Origin of the sequence: Hymenobacter nivis (assembly GCF_006439025.1) — a bacterium.
Taxonomy (GTDB): domain Bacteria; phylum Bacteroidota; class Bacteroidia; order Cytophagales; family Hymenobacteraceae; genus Hymenobacter; species Hymenobacter nivis_A.
On the sequence record NZ_RCYZ01000005.1, the window covers coordinates 193352 to 216851 of the forward strand.

At 65.2% G+C, this 23500-nt stretch carries 19 protein-coding genes; 14 read left to right on the forward strand and 5 right to left on the reverse strand.

Translation table 11 applies throughout. From position 1 onward, the window contains the following. Positions 1-161 precede the first annotated feature (161 nt). A complete protein-coding gene (locus tag EAH73_RS13305; RefSeq protein ID WP_140467312.1) occupies positions 162-1175 on the reverse strand; it encodes a hypothetical protein in 1014 nt (337 codons plus the stop codon). A gap of 130 nt (positions 1176-1305) precedes the next feature. Then, on the reverse strand, positions 1306-1707 hold the full coding sequence (locus tag EAH73_RS13310) for a hypothetical protein (protein ID WP_140467314.1): 402 nt from the start codon (positions 1705-1707) through the stop codon (positions 1306-1308). 156 nt (positions 1708-1863) lie between these two features. Here EAH73_RS13310 and EAH73_RS13315 point away from each other — a divergent pair, with 156 nt between their 5' ends. Continuing rightward, positions 1864-2295: a hypothetical protein gene (locus EAH73_RS13315; protein WP_140467316.1), complete on the forward strand. Its 432-nt coding sequence runs from the start codon at positions 1864-1866 to the stop codon at positions 2293-2295. A gap of 395 nt (positions 2296-2690) precedes the next feature. Here EAH73_RS13315 and EAH73_RS13320 read toward each other — a convergent pair whose 3' ends face one another. After that, positions 2691-4226: a hypothetical protein gene (locus EAH73_RS13320; RefSeq protein ID WP_140467318.1), complete on the reverse strand. Its 1536-nt coding sequence runs from the start codon at positions 4224-4226 to the stop codon at positions 2691-2693. A gap of 222 nt (positions 4227-4448) precedes the next feature. Between EAH73_RS13320 and EAH73_RS13325 the strand changes: the two genes are divergently transcribed. From EAH73_RS13325 to fucP, 12 genes are all read left to right on the forward strand, one after another. Then, positions 4449-5261 (forward strand): hypothetical protein, encoded by an 813-nt coding sequence (locus tag EAH73_RS13325; RefSeq protein ID WP_140467320.1) that lies wholly within the window; start codon positions 4449-4451, stop codon positions 5259-5261. Positions 5262-5302: 41 nt separating this feature from the next. After that, entirely contained in the window at positions 5303-5935 is a 633-nt protein-coding gene (locus tag EAH73_RS13330) for a hypothetical protein (protein ID WP_140467322.1), read from the forward strand. Positions 5936-5998: 63 nt separating this feature from the next. Further along, complete coding sequence (locus tag EAH73_RS13335; RefSeq protein ID WP_140467324.1) at positions 5999-6328, forward strand: hypothetical protein; 330 nt, start codon at positions 5999-6001, stop codon at positions 6326-6328. 140 nt (positions 6329-6468) lie between these two features. Continuing rightward, entirely contained in the window at positions 6469-6903 is a 435-nt protein-coding gene (locus tag EAH73_RS24030; protein ID WP_410503761.1) for a CsbD family protein, read from the forward strand. Positions 6904-6982: 79 nt separating this feature from the next. Next, positions 6983-7594: a hypothetical protein gene (locus EAH73_RS13350; protein WP_140467326.1), complete on the forward strand. Its 612-nt coding sequence runs from the start codon at positions 6983-6985 to the stop codon at positions 7592-7594. Between the two features lie 152 nt (positions 7595-7746). After that, entirely contained in the window at positions 7747-8334 is a 588-nt protein-coding gene (locus tag EAH73_RS13355) for an RNA polymerase sigma factor (protein ID WP_161599547.1), read from the forward strand. A gap of 177 nt (positions 8335-8511) precedes the next feature. After that, the gene (locus EAH73_RS13360) at positions 8512-9579 is read left to right on the forward strand and encodes a FecR family protein (RefSeq protein WP_161599548.1); all 1068 of its coding nucleotides are present in this window, start codon (positions 8512-8514) and stop codon (positions 9577-9579) included. A gap of 40 nt (positions 9580-9619) precedes the next feature. Further along, positions 9620-13084: a SusC/RagA family TonB-linked outer membrane protein gene (locus tag EAH73_RS13365; RefSeq protein ID WP_140467332.1), complete on the forward strand. Its 3465-nt coding sequence runs from the start codon at positions 9620-9622 to the stop codon at positions 13082-13084. 21 nt (positions 13085-13105) lie between these two features. After that, positions 13106-14602 carry a RagB/SusD family nutrient uptake outer membrane protein gene (locus EAH73_RS13370; RefSeq protein WP_140467334.1) on the forward strand — a complete coding sequence of 499 codons (1497 nt, stop codon included), beginning with the start codon at positions 13106-13108 and terminating at the stop codon, positions 14600-14602. Between the two features lie 35 nt (positions 14603-14637). Further along, the gene (locus tag EAH73_RS13375; protein WP_140467336.1) at positions 14638-15717 is read left to right on the forward strand and encodes a LamG domain-containing protein; all 1080 of its coding nucleotides are present in this window, start codon (positions 14638-14640) and stop codon (positions 15715-15717) included. A gap of 118 nt (positions 15718-15835) precedes the next feature. Further along, positions 15836-17053 carry a glycoside hydrolase family 130 protein gene (locus EAH73_RS13380; protein WP_240047243.1) on the forward strand — a complete coding sequence of 406 codons (1218 nt, stop codon included), beginning with the start codon at positions 15836-15838 and terminating at the stop codon, positions 17051-17053. Positions 17054-17195: 142 nt separating this feature from the next. Beyond that, positions 17196-18470 (forward strand): L-fucose:H+ symporter permease, encoded by a 1275-nt coding sequence (gene fucP, locus EAH73_RS13385; RefSeq protein WP_140467338.1) that lies wholly within the window; start codon positions 17196-17198, stop codon positions 18468-18470. Positions 18471-18475: 5 nt separating this feature from the next. On the opposite strand, the gene EAH73_RS13390 is transcribed toward fucP, so the two are convergent. Beyond that, positions 18476-19696, reverse strand: a complete 1221-nt coding sequence (locus EAH73_RS13390; protein WP_140467340.1) for an NAD(P)-dependent oxidoreductase — start codon at positions 19694-19696, stop codon at positions 18476-18478. A gap of 129 nt (positions 19697-19825) precedes the next feature. On the opposite strand from EAH73_RS13390, the gene gcvP reads away from it, so the two are divergent. After that, a complete protein-coding gene (gcvP, locus tag EAH73_RS13395) occupies positions 19826-22741 on the forward strand; it encodes an aminomethyl-transferring glycine dehydrogenase (RefSeq protein WP_140467342.1) in 2916 nt (971 codons plus the stop codon). Between the two features lie 137 nt (positions 22742-22878). Here the strand turns inward: gcvP and EAH73_RS13400 are convergent, their stop codons facing one another. Next, the gene (locus EAH73_RS13400; protein ID WP_140467344.1) at positions 22879-23187 is read right to left on the reverse strand and encodes an SH3 domain-containing protein; all 309 of its coding nucleotides are present in this window, start codon (positions 23185-23187) and stop codon (positions 22879-22881) included. Positions 23188-23500 lie beyond the last annotated feature (313 nt).

Consider the following 23500-nt stretch of genomic DNA (forward strand, 5'->3'; position numbering starts at 1 on the left):
ATAACCGGGTTTACAAATTAGCCTACAAACCAAGACGATGCCTTCGTATTTTGCGACTTATGCTATCCTTATGCACTGGCAAGCTATTAAAAAAACACCATTTCTTTCGCTAACGCCCGCCTGGGGCCCCAGATTGTGGTGGAAATGGTTTGCGCTGGCTTTTAATCCCTTACCGGGCCGGCCCAGTGCGCCACGGTGCGGGGCGTGCCGTCGGGCGCGTAGAGCAGGCTCAGGGGCTGGGTGGGGTCGCGGTTGACGTCGGCAGGCGTGATGCCCCAGCGGTGCCACAGCTCGGCCAGGGCTTGGGCGTAGGCGCTGTTTTCCCAGGGGTTGAAGATGGCCACACCCACGTCGTCGATCAGCGCGTCGAATACTAAATGCGTGTCACCGGGGCGTGGGTGGCGCGGGTAGAGGTCGGGCACCATGTGCAGCAGGTGCGCCGCGTAGTACACCCGCGCCTTGAACTCGGCCACCTGCACCGGGTGCAGGGGCCGCCGGGCATCGGCGTACACCTGGCGCATGGCCTGGCCAATCAGGCCGATGTCGGCCAGGCAGGCCACGAGCACGGATCGGCCCATTTTAATGCTGAACACCAAGGTGTTGAGGTCATCGTCGTACTCAAACGGCACAGTATCCTCAGTAGGGTCCACTTCGAGCACGAACACCGAGCCGGGCACGAAATCGGCGTACTCGGTGGGCACGCGCAGGCCCTGGAGCAGCTGGAAAAACACCTGGAACTTGCGCAGCAGCGCCGCGTTTTCGGCCAGCGGGTAGCGGGGCCGGATGAGGGGCGCAAACTCGGTGAGCAGCTCGGTGATGAAGATGCCGTAGAACATCTTGCCCAGCCACAGAAACAGCGTGTCGTCGCCCAAGGCGCGCAGGGCCTCGGGGCCCTCGGCGGCGGCAGCGGCCACGGTTTCTTCCAGCGCCGCCAGGCGCGGGCGCACAGCGGCGCTGGCCGGCAGCCGCAGGTCGCGGAAGGCCACAGTGCTTTGGTCGAGCAACTGGATGGGGCGGTCGGCCAAGTCGTAACGCGCTTGCAGCCAGTCGGCAAACACAGGCACGGTATCGGTGGGCCCCACGGGCTGGCCGCTGAGGAAGCACGTGGCGGGGCCGAAGCGCATGCCCTCGAACGGGTCGTAGGGCGTGAGGTCGGCGGGGGTGAAATCGGACATAAAACAGAAGCGCGAACCTGGCCGCGGCGGGCGGCAAAGTTCGCGCTTCTGTTTTTAGTTGTCTGTTGCTCGTTATCAGTTGCCCGTTCGCTTAAAACAATGCCGACGGCGAACGGCCAATAACCGGCATTTACCGGGAGAGCGAATTGGCGGCTTTGCGCAGCAGCGTGCCCAAGTTGCCGAGGGGCCCGGCGTAGTTGCCGGGGGCCGTTTCGGCCACCTTAATGGTTTCGGCGCTGAGGCTGGCCAGCAGCTCGGCTACCTCGTGCGAGGCGGCGTTGGGGCTGCTCAGCAGCTCGCCGAGCTGGCTCAGCTCCTGGGTGATTTTGGCCAGGCCGGGGCGGTCGGAGGCGGCCAGTACGGCGGCCCAGCGCTCAATCTCGGCGCTGCCGGGGCCGTCGGCCTTGGCGGGCAGGCCTTGGCCGAGCAGGGCGAGGGTGTCGTCGAGCAGGGCGGTGGCCTGCTGGTCGCTCACGGCCAGGGGTTGGGTGGGCTGAGCGGCGTTGGACGGGGTGGCGGCGGTGGAATCCATAGGGCGGGCGGTTTGGAGAGATTATGTAGCGGGCTATACTTGCCGGCCGCCTAAAAAGTTGAAAAAAGGCCATCCGGGGGCCCTACCGTTGGGTTACCTTTTGGCAGCACAGGCAATTAATGGCCGTATTCTCACCTCACTTTCATTCAACAGATCATGCAAGTTTCCTTCAAAACCCTGATTGCCGCCGTGGCCGTAGCCCTGACCGCCACCGCTTGCAGCACCGAAACCACCAAAACCACCGAGCAAACCCCCGAGGGTGCCACGACGACGACCTCCACCAGCGTGGAGCCTTCGGCCGATGTGAACGCCGCCGCCGATAACGCCGGTGCCAAAATGGACGCCGCTGGCAACAAAATCGACGCCAAAATGGAAGAGGCTGGCGCTAAAATGGACGCCGCTGGCGACAAGATGGAAGCCAAGATGGACGCCGCCGGCAACAAAATCGACGAGAAAGCCGCCGAAGCCAAAGCCAACACCAAGGAGGCCCTGGACAAAGCCGGCAACCGCATGGACGCCATGGGTGACGCCGCCGCCAAGTCGGCCCGCGAAACCAAAGCCAACATGAAGCAGAGCATGAACAACTAAGCAACCGGCTCGCGCCGCTGCGCCAAAAGCCTGGGCCCCCGTGGGGCCCAGGCTTTTTTTGTGGGCAATATTTTTGGATGAGTGAGCCTGCGCGGGGCCCTAAATCCATAGTGCATTAGTAATCAGGCAATCAAAAGGCGGTTATGCTGCGCTTGTCGAAGCATAACCGCCTTTTGATTGCCTGATTACTTACAGCAGGTTAGGGGTTAGCGTACGGTAGGGGCGGGGCTTGTCCCCGCCCGTCGTAGAACGAAACCGCTGGAGCGGCGCAACCGGCGGGCGGGGGCAAGCCCCGCTCCTACCGTACGCTAACGCCGGAACCGCTCCAAGCGGCAGAGATGCTTCGACAGGCGCAGCATGACCGCCTTCCCACTCGTTTACTTTTGGCTTAGCACTCAGCTGGTGGCTACCTCCAGCAGCACCTCGTAGTAGGGGCGGCCCAGCATGCGGGCGCGCAGCCAGGCATAAAAGCTCTGGACTTGCAGGTCTTCGCGCTCGATGGGCCAGAACTCGGGCATCTGGGCCACTTTTTGGGCGAAGGCGGGGCGCTGGGCCACGGCGGGGTCTTCGAGAATTTCGTGCACCAAGGCCAGGTAGCTGAGCGCGTAGCGGTAGGGGCCCCCGGCCGCCGGGGCCCCATCCGGCCCGGCCGGAAACCGCTCGCGCAGGCCGCGGTCAATGGCCCGCAGGCGGAGCAGCGCCACATCGGCCGCGCCCAGCTCGAACTGGATGAGCAGTTCCCCGAGGTTGCGGTGCAGCAGCCACTCCAGGCCCAGGTGCTGCTCCAGCCAGTGGTCGGTGCGGCCCAGGCGCAGCAGTACGTGGTTGGCTTTCTGGAACTTGCCTTCGGCGAAGTAGTGAAACGTGAGCTGGAGCCGGGCCGTGAGGGCGGCCAGCTCGGGCAGGGCCGGCGCGGCGCGCAGGGCCCCTTCGAGCAGGGCAATGCTTTCGGCGTTGCGCCGCAAAAAGGCGTAGTTGGCCGCCAGCAAAAACGTGAACCGGGGCCCAAACTCGGCCAGCGGCCGGCCGCCGGCGGCCAGCACGGCCCGCCCCTGCTCGAGGTACGCCACCGATGCGGCAAACTGCCGCGTGCGGTACAGCGCGTGGGCCAGCATGTAGAGCAGCCGCAGCTGGTAGCCGCGCTGGGCCGGCGCGAAGCCGTGGCGGCGCGCCATCAGCCCGTAGCAGCGCTCGGCGAAGGGCGCGAACGAGGCAAAATCGCGCCGCACCAGCATGGCGCTGCGCGCAATGCTCAGCAGCCGGCACAGCAGCGAGGGCGAGCGGGCGAAGGCTTCCTGCAAGTCGTACTCGGCCAGGATTTCCTGCACAATGGCGTCGAAGGCGGCGGCCGGGCGGCCCTGGGTGCGGGCCTCGCGCAAGCGGTGGCGCAGCAGGCTGTCGGCAATGTTGGCGCGCTCCTCCTCGTCGGCGGCTTTCTTGTTGGCGTGGCGGCGGCGCAGCACCTCGGGCAGGGGCTCGGCGTGGGGCGTGCCGGCGTGCTGGATTTGCAGGTTGTACACCGCGTTCAAGGCCTCGTATTGCTCGTGGTCGCGGGCCTGCTTTTCGGCCTTGCGCAGCGTGGCCCAGGCCAGGCGCGGCACGCCGGCCCCAAACAGGTACTGGGCCAGGGTGAGGTGGCCGCGCACGGCAGCAGCGGCCGTGGCGTCGTGCTGGCGCTGGCGCAGCACCAGAAAATCGGTGAGGTGCAGCAGCAGGCGCTTGCGCACGGCGTAGTAAGCCACGGCGTTGGGCGCGGCCGGGTAAAGGCGCGCCACCAGGGCGGCGGGGGCCAGGGCGGGGCCCGTGAGCAGCTCGTACAGGCGCACGTCTTGCCGGCCGGCCACCCGCTGGCGCTGGCGCAGCAGGAAGCGCGCGAACTCGGTGCGGTCGTCGGGGCTGAGGGTGAGCAGGGCAGTACGGAGGTCGTCCATGGGCCACAAAGGAAGCGGAAAACCGGGCCTGATTTTACCGGGGTCCTAGAATATAGTGGTTTACCCAAATGTCGGATATCATTTGTTTAACTCACTGATAATCATGGGATATTTCATCCCCAATTATCTGGTGCAAAAGTCCGACGACCTGATTTTTTGGTGAACGGTGCGAGCCCGGGGGCCCCACACCTTTGGGCTACCTCTTCACCTAATTCTTTTCCCATGTCGCTCCGTCTACTTTTCCTGGCCCTGGCCCTGCTACTCGCCGCCGGCCGGGCCCGCGCCCAAGACCTGCTCACCAAGCGCAACGGCGACGAGGTGCAGGTGAAAGTGCTGGAAATCACACCTTCGGAAGTAAAGTTCCGGCGCACCGACAACCCCGACGGCCCGCTCATCAGCGTGTACAAGTCCGAGGTGTTCATGATTCGCTACGCCAACGGGGCCCGCGAAGTGTTTGGGGCCCCTGGGGCTGCCGCGCCCCCCGCGGCGCCGTACCTGGCCCGGCCCACTCCCGCCCCAGCCCCAGCCCCAGCCCCGGCCCCGGCCCCCACCCCGCACACGGGCCCCGACGTGCCCGGCGACGTAGTGTTTCTCGAGGAGGACGTGCGCCTTAGCGGCCCGCGCATTGGCTTCACCGTGCTCACGGCGGGGCCCCTGGCGCGCGGCCGGCAGGAAGCGGGCTTCAACAACCTCAACCCCTTCCTCACGCAGTTTGGGTGGCAGTTCGAGCGGCGCTTGTTCCGGCTGCCCAGCGGCGTGAGCGGCCTGGCCGAATTCGTGCCGCTGGTGGGCGGGCTGGAGCAGAACAAGTTCATTCCCAGCATTAACCTGATGCTGGGCATCCGGGGCCCCAAGGGCTTCGAGTTCGGGCTGGGGCCCAACCTGACGCCCCTCGGGGCCAACGTGGCGCTGGCGCTGGGCACGTCGTTTCGCAGTAAGAGCGGCCTCAACTTCCCCGTCAACCTAGCCGTGGTGCCCGGCAACGGCGGGGCCCGCATCAGCCTGCTGGTGGGCTTCAATGCGCGCCACCGGTAGCATCCAAATTATTGAACATCAATTTTTTGATCAATAAAAACATGCAAAAGCTCTTGTTGCTACTCGTGCTGGTGGGGGCCCTGCGGCCCGCCCGCGCCCAAACCCCGGCCGCCCCGGGGCCCGACACCATTTTGCGCCGCGACGGGCAGGAAATCCAGGGCCGCGTGGTGGTCCTCACGCCCACCGAACTGCGCTACCTGCCCGCCGCCCCGGCCCCGCCCGACACGCTGGCGCTGCCCGTGGCCGAGGTGTTCCTCATCCGCTACGCCAACGGCACCCGCGAAGTGCTGCCCCCCGCGCCGGCCGCTGGGGCCCCCGCCGACCCGCTGGCGGGCCTCGGCACCCGCCAGCGCGACTCGCTGGGCCGCCGCGACGCGGCCACGCACTACCGCACCCCGGGGGCTTTTTGGGGCGCGGCGGGAGCGGCGTTCGGGGCCAGCCCGGTTTATGGCATTGCGGTGCCCATCGTTCTCAGTGCCAAGCCGGTGAAGCCGGTTAACTTCCAAGCCCCCGACCAAACCCTGCTTCTTGATCCCAGCTACCAGCACGGCTACCAGCAGCAGGCCAACAGCACCAAGCGCAAGCAGGCCTGGGCCGGCTACGCCACCGGCACCGGGGCCTGGGCAGTGCTTTTTGGGGCGCTACTCATCGCAGTTGCCAGCAGCTGGCACTAGCGGGGCCGCGCCGCCCCCCTCCCACAGCTTCGCTTAACCAGCTGCCAACTGCTCATCTCCATTATGAAAACCAAATCCTTACTGTTCGTTTGCGGGGCTCTACTCACCGGCTGCACGGTGTATGCGCCCATGCAGCCGACCGTGGCCACCCTCAGCCGGGCGGGGCAGCTGGAAACGAGCGCCTCCGTGCAGCTGAGCGGGCGGGTGGAGGCCGGGGCCCTGTATTCGCCGCTTGCGCACGTGCTGGTGGCGGGCAGCGGCACGTACCGGCCGCACCTGAGCGGCGGCGATTCCACGTTTTTCAGCACCCGGCAGTGGGAGGCGGGCGCCGGCACGTACTACCCAGTGCTGGGGCGAGCGGATGCCAGCTCCGCCGGCAAGCGCGCCGAGTAGCCGCCCGGAGCCCCGGGGCCCAACAAAATTCTGGCTTCCGCCCGGCCCCCGCTAACCAAACCCAAAGCGCGGCCGTACAACTCTCACAACCTTCCTTCCCACCCCAAGTCCTTTTTTTTACCTTCAAAATATTCCCCGTCATGGACGTTAACAGCAATAAAATCAACGACAGCACCGAATTGCAAGGCCGCGGCAACTGGAACCAGCTGAAAGGCGAAGCCAAGCAGAAATGGGCCGGCCTCACCGACGACGACCTGACCTACGCCGATGGCAAGCAGGACGAGTGGTTTGGCAAGCTTCAGGAGAAAACCGGCAGCACGATTGACGAAATCAAGAACTGGTTTAACGAAAAAACCAGCGACGCCGACACCCAGGCCAGCGTGAAAAGCACCGAGTACCAGGCCCGCGGCGACTGGAACCAGATCAAAGGCGAAGCCAAGCAGAAGTGGGGCAACCTCACCGACGACGACCTGACCTACGAAGAAGGCAAGCAGGACGAGTGGTTCGGCCAGCTTCAGGAGAAGACGGGCCACGCCATCGACGATATCAAGGAGTGGTTCCACAAAACCTTCTAGGTTAATTTAAGTCCTTCCTTTTCCATTGAAAGTGCCTCTTCCGTTTCGCGGGAGGGGCGCTTTTTTTTAGCCCGCTGCCATGCGCTACGTTTCCCTCGACCTCGAAACCAGCGGCTCCGACCCGCTGCGCCACCAAGTGCTGGAGCTGGCCGTGGCCATCGAAGACACCAAGCGCCTGCGCCCGCTGGAGGAGCTGCCCACCTTCCGCCGCTTGCTGGTGCACCCCGAAATAGTGGGCACCCCGGGGGCCCTGGTGCTGAACGCGCGCCTGCTGGCTGAACTGGCCGACCCCGCCCTGGGGCCCCCGGCCGAGCGCTGCACGCCCGCCGAGGTGCTGCCCCAGCTGCGCGAGTTTCTGGTGGCCCAGGGCTTCCGGCCCGACCCCAAGGACCGGGTGCGCTTCATCTTGGCGGGCAAAAACGTGGCCGTGTTCGACCTGTTGTTTTTGCAGCAATTGCCGGGTTGGGGCACCATCATCAAGTCGGAACCGGCCACCATCGACCCCGCCCTACTGTACCTCAACTGGCGCAAGGACAGCCGCTTGCCCAGCATGGCCATTGCCAAGGCCCGGGCTCAATTCGACGACACCACCGTGGCCCACGAGGCCCTGGCCGACGCCCTGGACGTGGTGCGCTTGCTGCGCCCATTCTACGAATTTGCGGTGTACAAGCGGGTGCGCGGCGAGGAATAGGGCCCCAGCGGGCGACGCACTACTTTTGACGCCCGCCGCCCGCTGGGCCGTGCGGCAGCCAACGAGTTGCGGAGCCAGCGGTTAATGTTGTGGAAATTTCCGGGCGCCGGAGCCGCTGCCCGGAGCCGCGCCTTTGCTCACCGTTCCCCACCGTGCCCCCCATCACCGAAGAAGCCGCCGCGCAGCTCTGGGACGCCTTCCGCGGCGGTGAGGCCCGGGCGCTGGCGGCGCTCTTCGAGGCGTACTACGACCCGCTGTACGCCTACGGCCGCAAGCTGAGCGGCGACGAGGAGCTGGTGAAGGACTGCATCCAGAACCTGTTTCAGCAGCTGTGGCGGCGGCGGGCGGGCCTGCGCGCCGTGCTGGTGGTAAAGGCGTACTTGTTCAAGGCCTTCCGCCACCACTTGGCCGACGAAACCGAGCGGCTCCGGCGGCAGCACGCCCTGCCCACCGATGCGGATATGTTTGAAGTGACCTACTCGCACGAAGAATTTCTCATCGCCGAGCAGCACGACGCCGAGCAGCGCGCCCGCCTGCTGGGGGCCCTAAATCAACTCTCGAAGCGCCAGCGCGAGGCACTGTACCTCAAGTTTTTCGACGGCTTCTCCTACGAGCGCATTGCCGAGGTGATGGTACTCAACACGCAGTCGGTGCGCAACCTGGTATTCAACGCTTTGAAGGCCCTGCGGCAGGTACTGCTGACGGCCCTGGCGCTGCTGTGCCTGCTGGATGCGGGCTAAAAATGACGCGCCAGGGGCCCCAGGTTAGCCTTTTGTGGGTAGCGGAAAAATTATTTTTTGGCTGGGATGAGTATAAAATCCATCGGCGGCCGTGGTGCTTGCAAACGGGGGTGCTGCGGCTCGGCGCCGCTGCGCCCGGCCCGGTTAGGGCTCCCACGTTTTGCCCGCTCCTCGCTTATGCCCCACGCTACTTACACGACCAACGATTTCCTGGCCGACGAATCCTTTCAGGCGTTCGTGGCGGCGAGTGACCCCGCGGCCGTGGCGTTCTGGCAGTCTTGGATAGCGCAGCACCCGGCTCAGGCGGCAGCGTTCCACGAAGCCGCGGCGGTGCTCCGGTTGCTGGCCACCAGCCGCGCCGCGCCCGCCCCGGCGTCTTTGAAACAAGCCGAAATAGCCAAGCTTTGGCACGCCATGGAGCCGGTTGGGGCCCCTGCGGCGCGGCCGTTGCTGCGCAGCCACCGCGCCGCCCGCTCGCGGTGGTGGGCCGCAACGGCCTTAGCGGCTGTGGTGATATTGGTGGTGGCCGGCTTGGGATTTTGGCCGCGCCCCGCGGCGGCACCCGCCTGGGCGCGCTACGCCACGGCTGCCGGGCAGCACCGGCAAGTGGTGCTACCCGACGGCTCCCGCGTGGTGCTGAACGGCAGCTCGGAATTGCGGCTGGCCGCTACTTGGCAACCAGGCCAGGCCCGCGAAGTGTGGCTCACGGGCGAGGCTTATTTTGATGTGCAACACACGGCCCCGGCGGCGCTGATGGCGGTGGCCAGGGCCCCGGCGCGGGTCAAGTTCACTGTGCACGCGGGGGCCCTCGACGTGGCCGTGCTCGGCACCCGGTTCGATGTGCTGAGCCGCGCCGGCACTACCAAAGTGGTGCTGAATAGTGGCCAGATTGAGCTGCGCCGCACGGCGGGCCCGCCCGAGCCGCTGCTGATGCAGCCCGGCGACCTGGTGGAGTTCGACGCTACCGCGCCCCGGGGGGCCCTGGCCAAGCGCGCCGTGCAACCCGCCTTCTACTCGGCCTGGACCAGCGGGCATCTCGACTTTAACGACACGCCGGTGGCGGAAATCATTGCCCTGCTGGAAGACACCTACGGGCTGCAAATCACGCTGGGCAACCCCGCCCTGCGGCGGCAGAAGCTGACCGGGTCGGTACCCAACCGCGACGTGGACGTGCTCCTGGATGCGCTCGGCAAGTCGTTGGATGTCAAAGTACACCGCGTTGGCAACCGCGTAAAACTTGATTGATTTTTGCGTAATTTTTCTTACCCTTTCCCCACTCCCGCCCATGGTTCACTATACTCAATCGTTGAAGCTGCTGCCCCTGCTCCTGGCAGGGGGCCTGGCCGGCCGGGCGCAAAGCCCCGTGGTGGCCATGCTGCGGCCCGTGCAAAGCGCGCCGGCCCCGGAAGCCGCCCCTAGCCAGGCCCGGGCCCGGGGCACCTCGTTGGAAAGCCTGCTGCAAGCGCTGCAGAAAGAGCACCACGCGTTTTTCTTGTACCGCACTGAGCTGGTGCGCAACAAGTTCGTGGACCTCGACGCGCGCACTTTCCCCTCCTGGGAAGAGAAGCTGACTTACGCCGTGACGACGAGCGGCCTGCGGGTGGAGAAAACCGACCGCAACGTGTACGTAATCTCGGGGCCCAAATTGCCGGGCCCCCAGTCGCAAACGATTGCAACTGGTGGGGGACCCAGCGCCCCGACCGAGGACGCGGCGGCCGCCAGCCCCGCCGCGGTGCCCGTAACCGGCCGCGTGACGCAGGCCAACGGCGAAGGTCTACCCGGGGTGACGGTGCTCGTGAAGGGCACCACCAACGGCGTATCGACCGACGTGAACGGCAACTTCACCCTCAGCCTGCCCGACGCCAACGCCACGCTGGTGATATCCGCCGTGGGCTTCGTGACGCAGGAAGTGCCGCTGCAAGGCCGCACGCAGCTGAACGTGGCATTGGTGACCGACGTGAAGGCCCTGGAGGAAGTGGTGGTGCTGGGCTACACCACCGAGCGCAAGGCCGACCTGACCGGCGCCGTGGCCCAGGTGAATCAGCGCGACATCAACGCGCTGCCGGTGACCGGCGTCGCGCAAATTTTGCAGGGCAAGGCGGCGGGCGTGGCCATCACGGCGGCCACCGGGGCCCCGGGCGAGGCCATCGCCGTGCGCATCCGCGGGGTGGGCACCATCAACGACAACAACCCGCTCTACATCATCGACGGCGTGCCGACCAAGGACGGCATCAACCAGATTTCGCCCAACGACATCGAGAGCATCAACGTGCTGAAGGATGCCTCGTCGGCCGCCATTTACGGGGCCCGGGCCTCGAACGGGGTGGTGGTGGTGACCACCAAGCGCGGCAAATCGGGCAAGCCCCGCCTGAGCGTGAGCGCCTACAGCGGCGTGCAAACGGCCACCAACCTCATCAAAATGGCCAACACCGACCAATACGTGGCGGCCTACAACTTAGCGGCTACCAACGACGGCCGGGCCACGATTCCCGCGTCGGTGGCGGCCACGCTGCCCAACGTGAACTGGCTGAAGGAGGTGCTGAAACCCGCCATGCAGCACAACGTGCAGATGGACGTGAGCGGCGGTGGCGAGAACTCGCAGTACATCGTGTCGGGCAGCTACTTGAAGCAAGACGGCCTGATAAACAACTCGTCCTACGACCGCTACAACCTGCGCACGGCGGTGAGCAGCTCGCTCTCGAAGTACGTGAAAATTGGCACCAACGCCAACCTGTCGTACGCCAAAACCCGGCAGGTGGGCACCTCCGGCGACGGCTTCGGCGACGGCAACCCGGGGGCCAGCATCGTGCGCTTTGCCCTGTTCCGCACGCCAGGCACCCCGGTTTACAACGACCAGGGCCAGTTTGTGGACTTGCCCAAAGTGAATGGGCAGGATGCCTCGTCGTACCTCGGCGACGGCATCAACCCGGTGGCGCTGGCCGACGCGGCCGACCGCAACTTCAACGCTTACTCGGTGCTGGGCAATGCCTACGTGGAGGTGACGCCGGTGGCGCACCTGCGCATCCGGTCCGATTACGGCATTACCTTCCGCATCACCGATTACAAGCAGTTTTTCAAGACCTTCGGCATCGACCGCGCCTTGAACTCGCCGGCCCAGCTGGCGCAGTCCAACACCAACGAGTTCAACTTCAACTGGACCAACACGGCCGTGTACGACCTGGCGGTGGGCAAGCACAACTTTGCCATTCTGGTGGGCAGTGAGGCCATTAAGAACAACTCCCGGGGCATCTCGGCCTCGCGCCGCGGCTACGTGGACCAGTCGCCCACGTTCCAGTACCTCGACAGCGGCACGGGCATCCAGCAGAACGGCGGCGGCGAGGCGCACTCCACGCTCCTCTCGGGCTTCGGCCGGCTGACGTATGACTACGACGGGCGCTACCTGGCCACGGTGAACTTCCGGCGCGACGGCTCCTCGCAGCTTTCGCCTGGCCTGAGGGCCCAAAACTTCGTGTCCGGCTCGTTGGGCTGGAACCTGGCGCAGGAAGAATTCATGCGCAACCTGGAAGGCATTTCGCTGCTCAAGGCGCGCGTGAGCGTGGGGCAGCTCGGCAACTCGGCCATCGGCAACTACCCCTACGCCTCGCTGGTGGGCAACACCGGCTACTACCCGTTCGGGGGCGTGTCGACGCAGGCGCTGAGCATCGTGACCAAGGGCAACCCGGACATCCGCTGGGAAACCAGCACCCAAACCAACTACGGCCTCGACCTGGGGCTGCTGAAGGGGGCCCTGCAATTGTCGGCCGACTACTTCGTAAAGAATACGTCGAACGTGCTGCTTTTCCTGCCGCAGCCCAGCAGCGCCGGCAACGGCGGCAACCCAGCCGTGAACGCCGGCAAAATCCAGAACCGCGGCTTTGAGCTGGAGGCCAGCTACCGCAACACGGTGGGCAAAAACTGGACCTACGGCGTGAGCGGCAACCTGGCTACGCTGCGCAACGAAGTCGTTTCGCTGGGCAGCGCCTCGCCCATCGTGGGGGGCCGCATCGACAACAACTACTACGCCACGCTAACCAATGTGGGCCAGCCGATTGGCTCCTTCTACCTGCTGCAAACGGAGGGCATTTTCCAGACCGCGCAGGAGGTGTTCACGCACGCCTACCAGGGCCCCGGCATCCAGCCGGGCGACGTGAAATTCAAGGACATCAGCGGGCCCGACGGGACGCCCGACGGCGTGATTGACGGCTACGACCGCAGCTTCGTGGGCAGCCCCATTCCGAAACTGACCTATGGCCTGACCGGCAACGTGAGCTTCAAGAACGTGGACCTGAGCGTATTCTTCCAGGGCGTGCAGGGCAACAAGCTGTATAACCAGGTGAACACCGACATTGAGGGCTTCTACCGCGCCTTCAACCTGACCGAGCGCGCGGCCACCAACTACTGGACCGGCCCAGGCAGCACCAACGAGTTCCCACGCCTGTCGTGGACCGGCGCCTCCAACAACAAGCAGCCCTCCGACCGCTTCCTGGAGGACGGCTCTTACCTGCGTCTCAAGAACGTGCAGCTCGGCTACACGTTCGGCGAAAAGCTGCTGAGCCCCGTGAAAATTAGCTCGGTGCGCATTTACGCCAGCGTGCAGAACCTGCTGACCTTCACCAAGTACACCGGCCTCGACCCCGAGCAGGGCACCAACAGCAATTCGGCCGGCGACGGCGTGCGGGCCACGGGCATCGACTTTGGCACCTACCCCTCGGCGCGCACCTTCACGGTGGGCATCAACGCCGGCTTCTAACCGCTTCGCTCGCTGACTATCATGAAAATCCAACCCACCGCCCTCCTGTTGGGGGCCCTATTATTTGGCACCGGCGGCTGCAAAACCTTCCTCGACCAGCCCGTGCTGGGGCAGTACGAAGCCGGCCAGTTCTTCACCTCCGACACCAACGCCATCCTGGCCGTGAACGCGGCCTACGTGCCCCTCTCGTTCCGCGACGCCTCGTCGAACGCGCTGTGGGTGCTCGGCGACGTGGCCTCCGACGACGCCGTGAAGGGCAGCAACCCCGGCGACCAGGCCGACTTCGAGAACATCGACATCTTCAACATCACGCCCATCAACGCGGCCGTGGAGGCCCAGTGGCGGCGCTACTACGACGGCGTGTTCAAGTGCAACGTGGTGCTCGACGGCCTGCCCGACGGCAACACCAGCATCACCGCCTCGGTGCGGCAGCAGGCGGTGGGGCAAGCGCAGTTTCTGCGGGCCTACTACTACTTCCAGCTGGCGGCGATTTACGGCAACGTGCCGCTGCGCCTGAAGGTGGAAACGCCCGAGGAATTGCAGAGCCCGGCCCTGCCCCAGGCCCAGATTTACGCCCAGGTGGAGGCCGACTGCCAGGCCGCGATGGCCGCCCTGCCCGCCACCTGGACCGGTGCCGACGTGGGCCGCGCCACCAAGGGCGCCGCCATGGCGCTGCTGGCCAAAACCTACCTCTTCGAGCAAAAGTGGGCCCTGGCCGCCACCACCGCCCAGGCCGTGGAAGCCTCGGGGACCTACAGCCTGCTGCCGGTGTTCGCCAACAACTTCCGGGCCGCCACCAAGAACAACGCGGAGGCCATCTTCTCGGTGCAGCACACGTCCGGCCTCAGCCCTAACCAGGGCAACAACCTGAACCAGTGGTTTGCCCCGCGCCCGCAGAACGGCTACGGCTTCTTCTACCCCACGCAGAGCTTGGTGAACAACTACGAGCGCACCTCGGCCGGCGTCGTGGACCCGCGGCTCGATTACACGGTGGGCCGCAGCGGGCAGTCGTTTTTTGGCGTGCCGTTTGACCCCAGCTGGAGCAGCACGGGCTACGTGTCGAAGAAGCACTTGCAGCCGCTGACGGAGATTCCGACCACCACCAAGGGCGACGGCAACCTCAACTACCAGGCCATCCGCTACGCCGACGTGCTGCTGATGGACGCTGAGGCCTCGAACGAAGCCGGCAATAGCGCCAACGCCCTCAAGGCCCTCAACCAGGTGCGCAAGCGCGCCCGCGAGAGCTATATCTACGACACTACGCTGCCCAACGCGGGCACCGTGCCCACCGGCCTGCTGCCCGACGTGACCGTGACCGACCAAAGCCAGCTGCGCGACGCCATCCGGCGCGAGCGGCGCGCCGAGCTGGCGTTGGAGTTCCAGCGGTTTTTCGACATCACGCGCTACGGGCAGGCTTACGCCCAGCAGGCCCTGGCCGACCGGCCAAACTTCAACTACGCCCGCAACCGCTTTTACCCCATCCCGCAGAGCGAGCGGGACACCAACAAAGGCCTGTAGCCGCCACTCCCTCCCACCCAACTTTTCGCTAGGTTATGCAAAGCTCTAGATTTTATTTATCCGCGCTGTCCGGGCTGCTGTTCGGGGCCCTAACCCTTGCCTCGTCGTGCTCTAAAGAGGACGACAACAACGCCCCCGCGGGCAACGTGGACAAGGCCCGGCTCTCGGCCCTGATTGATTCTGTGACCACCGGCTACAGCGCCGCCACGGAGGGCAACAAGCCCGGCAACTACGCGCCGGGCGCCAAGGCCTCCCTTAAAACGGCCCTCGACCTGTCCACCGTCACCAAGAACGACGCCAGCTACAACCAGGCCGCCGTAAATGCAACCGTTGCCAACCTGCGGCGCGCCGTGGCGGCATTTAAGTCGGCCCTGGTGCAGGAGGTATCGGTGGCCAACCTGGTGGCGCAGTGGAAGTTCAGTGGCAACGCCAACGACGCCACCGCCAACGCCAACAACGGCGTGCTAAAGTCGGGCCCCACGGGCCCCGGCACGGCGCCCGGCGACGGCAACACGCTGCCCGTGCTGGTGGCCGACCGGTTTGGCCAAGCGGGCCAGGCCTACGAATTCAATAACGGCGCCTACATCGAGGTGCCCTACCAGGCCGCGCTCAACCCGCAGGCGCTCACCATCAGCCTGTGGTGCAAGCGCTTTGATGGCAACGATGCGAACTACCTGGTCTCGCTGAACCGCTGGCAGAGCTACAAATTCCAGTTGCAGGGCGCCGGCAAGCCTTTCCTCACCATCTCCACCACGGCGGGCACCGCCGACAAAGACGCCGACTCCGGCATCGTGCCCGTGAACGTCTGGACGCACGTAACCGTGTCTTACGCCGACGGCAACATGAAATTCTACATCAATGGGGCCCTGGTGAAAACCTGGACCGACGTAAAGGGCCCCCTGAAAACCGCCCCGCAAGCCGTGCCGCTGAGCATCGGCCAGCAGCTGCCCAAAGACATCTACAACAGCGTACCCACCGGCGGCCAAGTAGCCACCTACTTTCAGTACTACGGCCCGGCTTATTTCAAGGGCCAAATGGACGACATCCGCTTCTACAACCGCGCCCTGACCGACGCCGAAGTGCAGTCCATTTTCACCATCGAAAAATCGCTGTAACTGTGTGCCGCCAAGTTGCGCTTGGCCTTGCGCATGCTGCCCTGGGGCCCCTAAAGCAAGGCCAAGCGCAGCTTGGCGGTACAGTGCCGAAATACCTTAACATTCATCACTTCCCCGCATGCGCATCTCCCCTTCCCACGCTCCTTTTCTCGCCAGTGTTGCCGCCCTGGCCCTGCTGGCCGGCTGCAACAGCTCGCCCAACACCGCCGCGGTGGCCACCACGCCCGGCGCCGGGGCCCCAACCGATACCGCCGCCGCTGGCAACGACAGCTGGGCCCTGCTGAACTTCACGAAAGTGGACAGCGCCAACCCCATCATGGGCCCCAGCGCGGTGGGCAAGTTCACCGACCCCATCCTGAAGCGCACCGTGCTGTGGGAAGAAAAGGACGTGTTCAACCCCGCCGTGGTGGTGCGCGACGGCAAGATTTACATGCTGTACCGGGCTGAGAACAAGATTACTACCTTCGGCAAGGCTTCGCGCGTGGGCCTGGCCAGCAGCACCGACGGCGTCCACTTCAAGCGCGAGCCAGCGCCGGTGCTCTACCCCGCCAACGACGCCTACAAGCAGTACGAAACCGGCGGCACCGAGGACCCGCGCGTGGTGGAAGACGCCAAGGGCACCTACTACATGACCTACACGGCCTACGACGGCAAGCTGGCCCGCCTGCACGTGGCCTCCTCGCCCGACCTGCGGCACTGGACGAAATACGGCAACGCCTTCGCCCAGGCCGGCGGCGGCAAGTACCTGGATAAGTGGAGCAAATCGGGCTCCATCGTGTCCACCTACGAGCCCGACGGGCGTATTGTGGCCACCAAAATCAAGGGCAAGTACTGGATGTATTGGGGCGACGCCCAAATCTGGCTGGCCACGTCCGACGATCTGATTCACTGGACGCCGCTGGAGATGGCGCCCGGCGAGAAGCCGCCCGTGCCGCTGCGCGCCCAGGCCCTCACCCTGCCCAACCTGAAGGTGGTGCTGCCCACCCGCGCCGGCAAGTTCGACAGCGACCTGGTGGAATCGGGGCCCCCGGCCATGCTCACCGACCAGGGCATCCGCCTGATTTACAACAGCCGCAACGTGCCCGCCATCGGCGACAAGTCGCTGCCCGAGGGCACCTACACCGCCGCCCAGGCCCTATTCGACAAGAACGACCCCACCAAGCTGCTCCAGCGCACCGATACCTTCTTCATGCGCCCCGACAAGCCCTACGAGAAGACCGGCCAAGTCAACCAAGTGGTTTTCCTCGAAGGCCTGGCACGCTACAAATCCAACTGGTTCCTGTATTATGGCACCGCCGACTCGAAAATCGCCGTCGCCACCCGCCCGGTAGAATAAGCTTGTAGCGTGGACTCTGCGAGTCCGCGTCGCTGCCCGGTCGCTGCCCTATAATCGGCAGGACGAAGCGAGCGACGCGGACTCGCAGCGTTCACGCTACAACTTAGGGCCCCAGATACCCAACCCCGATTCACCTTCCTTTATGCAACCAGCCGCCCCGGCCATCACCACGCCCCAAGCCGTTTCTTTCACCGAGAGGAAATACGTGCCGACGCTGATTTTCGTCACGTCGCTGTTCATGCTCTGGGCCATTGCCATCACGATGGGCGACGTGCTCAACAAGCACTTTCAGAACGTGTTGCACGTGAGCAAAGCCAACTCAGGGCTGGTGCAGTTCTCCATTTTTGGGGCCTACGCGGTGATGGGCATCCCGGCGGGCTTGTTCATGAAGCGGTTTGGCTACAAGAACGGCGTGCTGCTCGGGCTGGGGCTGTATGCGGTGGGCGCGTTCCTGTTCGTGCCGGCCGCCAACGCCGGCTCGTTTGGCTTTTTCCGGGGGGCCCTGTTCGTGCTGGCCTGCGGGCTGGCCACGCTTGAGGCCGTAGCGCACCCATTCATGGCCGTGCTCGGCGATCAGCGCACCAGCGACCAGCGCCTGAACTTCGCCCAATCCTTCAACGGCCTGGGGGCCATGGTGGGGCCCCTGCTGGGCAGCTACTTCATTTTGGGCGGCAGCGCGGCGCACGCCAGCGGCGACTTATCGTCGGTGAAAACTATGTACACGGTCATCGGCAGCGTCATCCTGGGCATCGCCGTGGCGTTTTTCTTCGTGAAAGTGCCGCCCTTGGCCGACGCGCACGCCGCCGACACCCACGCCGAAGCCGAGGCCGGCTTCTACTCTGGCACGGCCGAGGTGGCGCCCACGCCCAAGGGCCTGCTGCAGCACCGCCACTTCGTGTGGGCCTGGGTGGCGCAGTTCCTCAACGTGGCGGCGCAGGGCGGCACGTGGGCCTACTTCATCAACTACGGGGTCGAAAAAATGCACTTTTCCGACGCGGTGGCTGGCCGGTACTTCGCCCTGTTCATGGGGCTGATGATGACCGGCCGTTTCGTGGGCACCTTCCTCATGCGCTTCATCGCCCCAGCCAAACTACTGGCCACCTTCGCACTGGCCAACGTGGTGATGTGCCTGGTGGTGGCCCAAAGCTGGGGCTGGCCGTCGTTCATCTGCCTGCTGCTGATCAACTTCTTTTTCAGCATCATGTTCCCCACCATCTTCAGCCTGGGCATCAAAAACCTGGGGCCCCAAACGCCCCAGGCCTCGTCGGTGCTGGTGATGGCCGTGGCCGGCGGCGCCTTCTTCCCCTACCTCATGGGCAAAATCGCCAACCACGACATCGCCGCCGCCTACTACCTGCCCATCATCTGCTACGCCTTCATCTTTCTGTTCGGCGCCCGTTTATATAAGGTCCGCTAGGGGCCCTAGGGCCGCGTGGCGCCCGCCGCATACCCCGCCAAGTACCCAAACCGCTCCGTCAGTTCCCCGTCCTTCGCGATGGTAGCGCGGGCCAGCACGCCGCCGGCGTCGCCGTTGAAAAACTGGGGAAACACGTGGTCGAGCAGCTGGCGGCCGAAGTCGCGGCTGGCGTTGCGGGGCAGCTCGCAGGGCAGGTTGTCCACGGCCATCACCGTGAGGTGGTGGGCCCCCGAGTAGGGCGGCGCTAGGGACCCGGTGGCCGGGTCGTAATCGAAGGCGGGCGCCGGGATGGTGGTGCTGCGCTGCGTGACGGGGATGGAGCCGTTCACGTCGCACGTCACGTCGGCGATGGTGTTGATGCGGAAATTGGGGCCTCCAGTGTCTGCCAGCTCGAAGAGGCGCGGGGCCGCCGGGTGCCAGAACGCGCAGGCAATCAGCAAGTCCGTAACGGGCGCGAACAGCCCGAACGTGGATTCATACGCCTCCGGGCGCTGGTGGAAATCGGGCGTATCCCACACGCGGCCGTCGCGGCGGCGGTTGTAGTCGCCCGAACCCAGCTGGGCGTACACCGGCTCGCGGAAATCGTGGTAGAGGTAGTCGTACACGCTCACCCGCCGGATGCCCACGCGGTCGAGCACCTCCAGGGCCCCCTGGGCCACGCGGCCAGTACCGGTCACGGCGATTTTGATGGGCGGCAGCGCCTTCACTTTGAAGTATTCCTCCTGCATGTCGTCCATGTCCACGCATTCGTGGGCGGGCTTGAGGGCAAACAGGCCGTGCTTGCGGCCGTAGGTCAGCAGCCCGTTGTAGGCCCCCACAATGCCGGCGTAGCGCCCAAAGGCCACCACCCGCTCGCCGCGCTCGTTGGTAATCAGCTCGTAATCAAGGAGCGTGATGCCCCGGTCGAGCACGGCGCGTAGCAGCGGCTGGTTGGCCGGCTGCTCCTTGATGGTGTGCGAAAAGAACAGGTACGTTTGGTGCGGCAGCAGCGCGGCCACGGCCACTTCCTTTACGCCCAGCAGCACGTCGCAATCGGCTACATCGTCGCGCACTTCCAGGCCCAGGTCGCGGTATTCTTGGTCGGCGTAACTGCGCAGCGGGCTGCTTTGCACGACGATTTGCAGGCCGGGAAAGGTGGCCTGGGCCTCGGCGCATTTCTTGGGCGTGAGGGGCACGCGGCGGTCGGGCGGCGTTTTGCCTTCGCGGAGCAAACCAATTTTGAGCATGGGCGGGTGGGAAGTGAGCGGGTGGGAAAGCTGGACAAAGCTACCCATTTGGGCCCCGGCCGGGACGTTTCGGCCGTACCTTTGTTGTAGGCTTTTACGCCCCGCCACCCCCACTTCATGCCCCTACCGATGCCGCTGAAACCCCAGCCCGCCGACGTTTTTGAAGCCCGCCACAACGCCCCCAGCGCCGCCGACCAGGCCGCCATGCTCCGCACCATCGGCGTGGAGAGCGTGGCCCAGCTCATCGACGAAACCGTGCCGCCCGCCATCCGCCTGCCGCGCCCGTTGGATTTGCCCGCCGCCCTCAGCGAGCGGGCTTTTTTGGCGAAGTTCAAGCAGATTGCCTCCCAGAACCAGGTGTTCAAGAGCTACATCGGCCTGGGCTACCACGACACCACGCTGCCGCCGGTCATCCAGCGCAACATCCTCGAAAACCCGGGCTGGTACACCGCCTACACGCCCTACCAGGCCGAAATTGCCCAGGGCCGCCTCGAAGCCCTCATCAATTACCAGACGATGGTGATTGACCTCACGGGCCTCGAAATTGCCAACGCCAGCCTGCTCGACGAGGGCACCGCCGCCGCTGAGGCCATGCACATGCTGCACAGCCAAACCAAGAAAAAAGGGGCCCACAAATACTTCGTTTCGGAGCAGGTGCTGCCCCAAACGATTGACCTGCTGCGCACCCGCGCCACGCCGGTGGGCATCGAGCTGGTGGTGGGCGACCACCGCGAGGCCGACCTCAGCGGCCCCGATTTCTTCGGTGCCATGGTGCAGTACCCAGCCGCCGACGGCGAGGTGTTCGACTACAAAGACTTCATCGCCGGGGCCCAAAAAGAAAACGTGTTCGTGGTGATGGCGGCCGACCTGCTGGCCCTCACGCTGCTCACGTCGCCCGGCGAGTTGGGCGCCGACGTGTGCGTGGGCAACTCCCAGCGCTTCGGCGTACCGATGGGCTACGGGGGGCCCCACGCGGGCTTCTTCTCGTGCAAAGACCAGTTCAAGCGCGTCATCCCCGGCCGCCTGATTGGCCAGAGCATCGACGCGGCCGGCAACAAAGCCTACCGCATGGCCCTGCAAACCCGCGAGCAGCACATCCGCCGCGAAAAAGCTACTTCCAACATCTGCACCGCGCAGGTGCTGCTGAGCGTGCTGGCCGGCATGTACGCCGTGTACCACGGGCCCCAGCGCCTGCGGCAGTTCGCCATCAACACCCACGCCCTGGCCCAAACCCTGGCCACCGGCCTGCACGCGCTGGGCGTGGAGCAAACCAACGAATTCTACTTCGACACGCTGAACCTGCGCCTGGAAAGCGCCGAGCTGCAGCAGGCCGTGCGCCAGGAAGCCGAGGCCCGGGGCCTCAACTTCCGCTACTTCGGCGAGGTGCGGGTGGGCCTTTCGCTCAACCAAAACACCGAGCTGCACGACGTGGCCGACATCCTCGACGTGTTCGGCAAAGTGCTGGGCAAGGAGACGGACAAGCCCGCCCCGCTCGAAGAAGTGGAGCTGCTGGCCCCCGCCGGCCTGGCCCGCACCAGCGAGTACCTCACGCACCCGGTCTTCAACACGCACCACGCCGAGCACGAGCTGCTGCGCTACATGAAGCAGCTCGAAAACAAAGACTTAAGCCTGGCCCACAGCATGATTGCCCTGGGCTCGTGCACGATGAAGCTCAACGCCACCGCCGAAATGATTCCGGTGACCTGGGCCGAAATTGGGGGCCTGCACCCCTTCGCGCCCGTGGAGCAAGCCAAGGGCTACGCCCAGATTTTCAGCGACCTGCAAGCCTGGCTGTGCGAGGTCACCGGCTTTGCCGCCGTCAGCCTCCAGCCCAACTCGGGGGCCCAGGGCGAGTACGCCGGCCTGCTGGCCATCCGCGGCTACCACGAGGCCCGCGGCGACCACCACCGCACGGTGGCCCTAATTCCGGCCTCGGCCCACGGCACCAACCCCGCCTCGGCCGTAATGGCCGGCATGCAGGTGGTGGTGGTAAAGAGCACCGAGGACGGCAACATCGACGTGGCCGACCTCAAGGCCCAAGCCGATAAGTACGCCGACAAGCTGAGCTGCCTGATGGTGACTTACCCCAGCACGCACGGCGTGTACGAGGAAACCATCATCGAAATCTGCGCGCTGATTCACCAGCACGGCGGCCGCGTGTACATGGACGGCGCCAACATGAACGCCCAGGTGGGCCTCACCTCGCCCGCCATCATCGGCGCCGACGTGTGCCACCTGAACCTGCACAAAACCTTCTGCATCCCGCACGGCGGCGGGGGCCCCGGCGTGGGCCCCATCGGCGTGGTGGCCGACCTGGCCCCCTACCTGCCCGGACACGCCGTGGTGCCAGTCGAAGGCCGCAGCAGCGGCTCGGTGTCGGCGGCGCCGTGGGGCTCGGCCAGCATTCTGCCCATCAGCTACGCCTACATTTCGATGATGGGCGGCGACGGCTTGCAGCGCGCCACGGAGCTGGCCATTCTGAACGCCAACTACATCAAGGCCCGCCTCGAAGGCCACTACCCGGTGCTGTACACCGGCTCGCACGGCCGCTGCGCCCACGAGATGATCCTGGAATGCCGCCACTTCAAAAAGGCCGGCATCGAGGTGGAAGACATCGCCAAGCGCCTGATGGACTACGGGTTCCACGCGCCCACGGTGAGCTTCCCGGTGGCCGGCACGCTGATGGTGGAGCCCACCGAGAGCGAGAGCAAGGCCGAGCTGGACCGCTTCTGCGACGCCATGATTGCCATCCGCAAGGAGATTGCCGAAGTGGAAGCTGGCCGCGCCGACGCCAAGGACAACGTCCTCAAGCACGCCCCGCACACCGCCGCCACCGTGCTCGTGCACGACTGGACGCGCCCCTACTCGCGCGAGCAGGCCGTGTACCCCATGGAGTCCGTGCGGGCCAACAAGTTTTGGCCCAGCGTGAGCCGCATCGACTCGGCCTACGGCGACCGCAACCTGATTTGCAGCTGCACGCCCATCGAGCAGTACGTGGACCAGGAAGAAGAAATGGTGCAGGCCGACAAGGGCCCCTCCTACTAATGGTCGGTTTCTAGTTGTTGGTTGTCAATAGAAAGGGCCGCTTCCCATGGGAAGCGGCCCTTTCTTTTTTCGGCTCCGGGGCCCCAATGGGGCCCCGGTGACCGGGTAACTGACAGCTAAAAACCGGCCACTACAACTTACTTGCTGCCGCGCTCGCCGAAACAGCGGCGGTCCATGTAGCCGGTGGTGGTTTTGCCGCCTTGGTCGAGGCGCACCTTCACGAAGTAGGCGTTGACGGTGTCGGTGACTTGCACCGTGGTGCCGGTGGGCGACTGCGCGAGCACGGCCGAGGTTTTGGTCATGCCGTCGTACACGGGGCAGTCCACGATGGTGGTGTGGGGCTGGGGGGTGCGGTTGGCGTTGGCCGTGCGCAGGCGCTCGTCGCGCGCGGCGGTGCAGGAGGCCAACCCGGCAGCTACTAATAACAGGGATAAAACTTTTGACATGGAGATAAAGGTTAGAAAAATAGGGTGATTACGAAGTCGGAAAGATAGAATAATTTTAGGATTAATCCATTCCGTTATGCCCATTAAGGCCGTCAAATCATAATTATTCTGCTAAAGCTATTATGGAGCCCCGCTGGGGGCCCCAGCCCGGCCGCGGCGGCTCCCGGCGGCCGGGCCATACTACGCATTACAATTCCGTCGTTGCGCAGCCGGCAGCAGGCGATTAGCTCCTCCCGTCCGTCGAGAAGGCCGCCTTCGGCCGGAACGCGGGGGCCCTGTTTTTCGTTAGTTCCCCAAGCGCGCCCACCCGGCC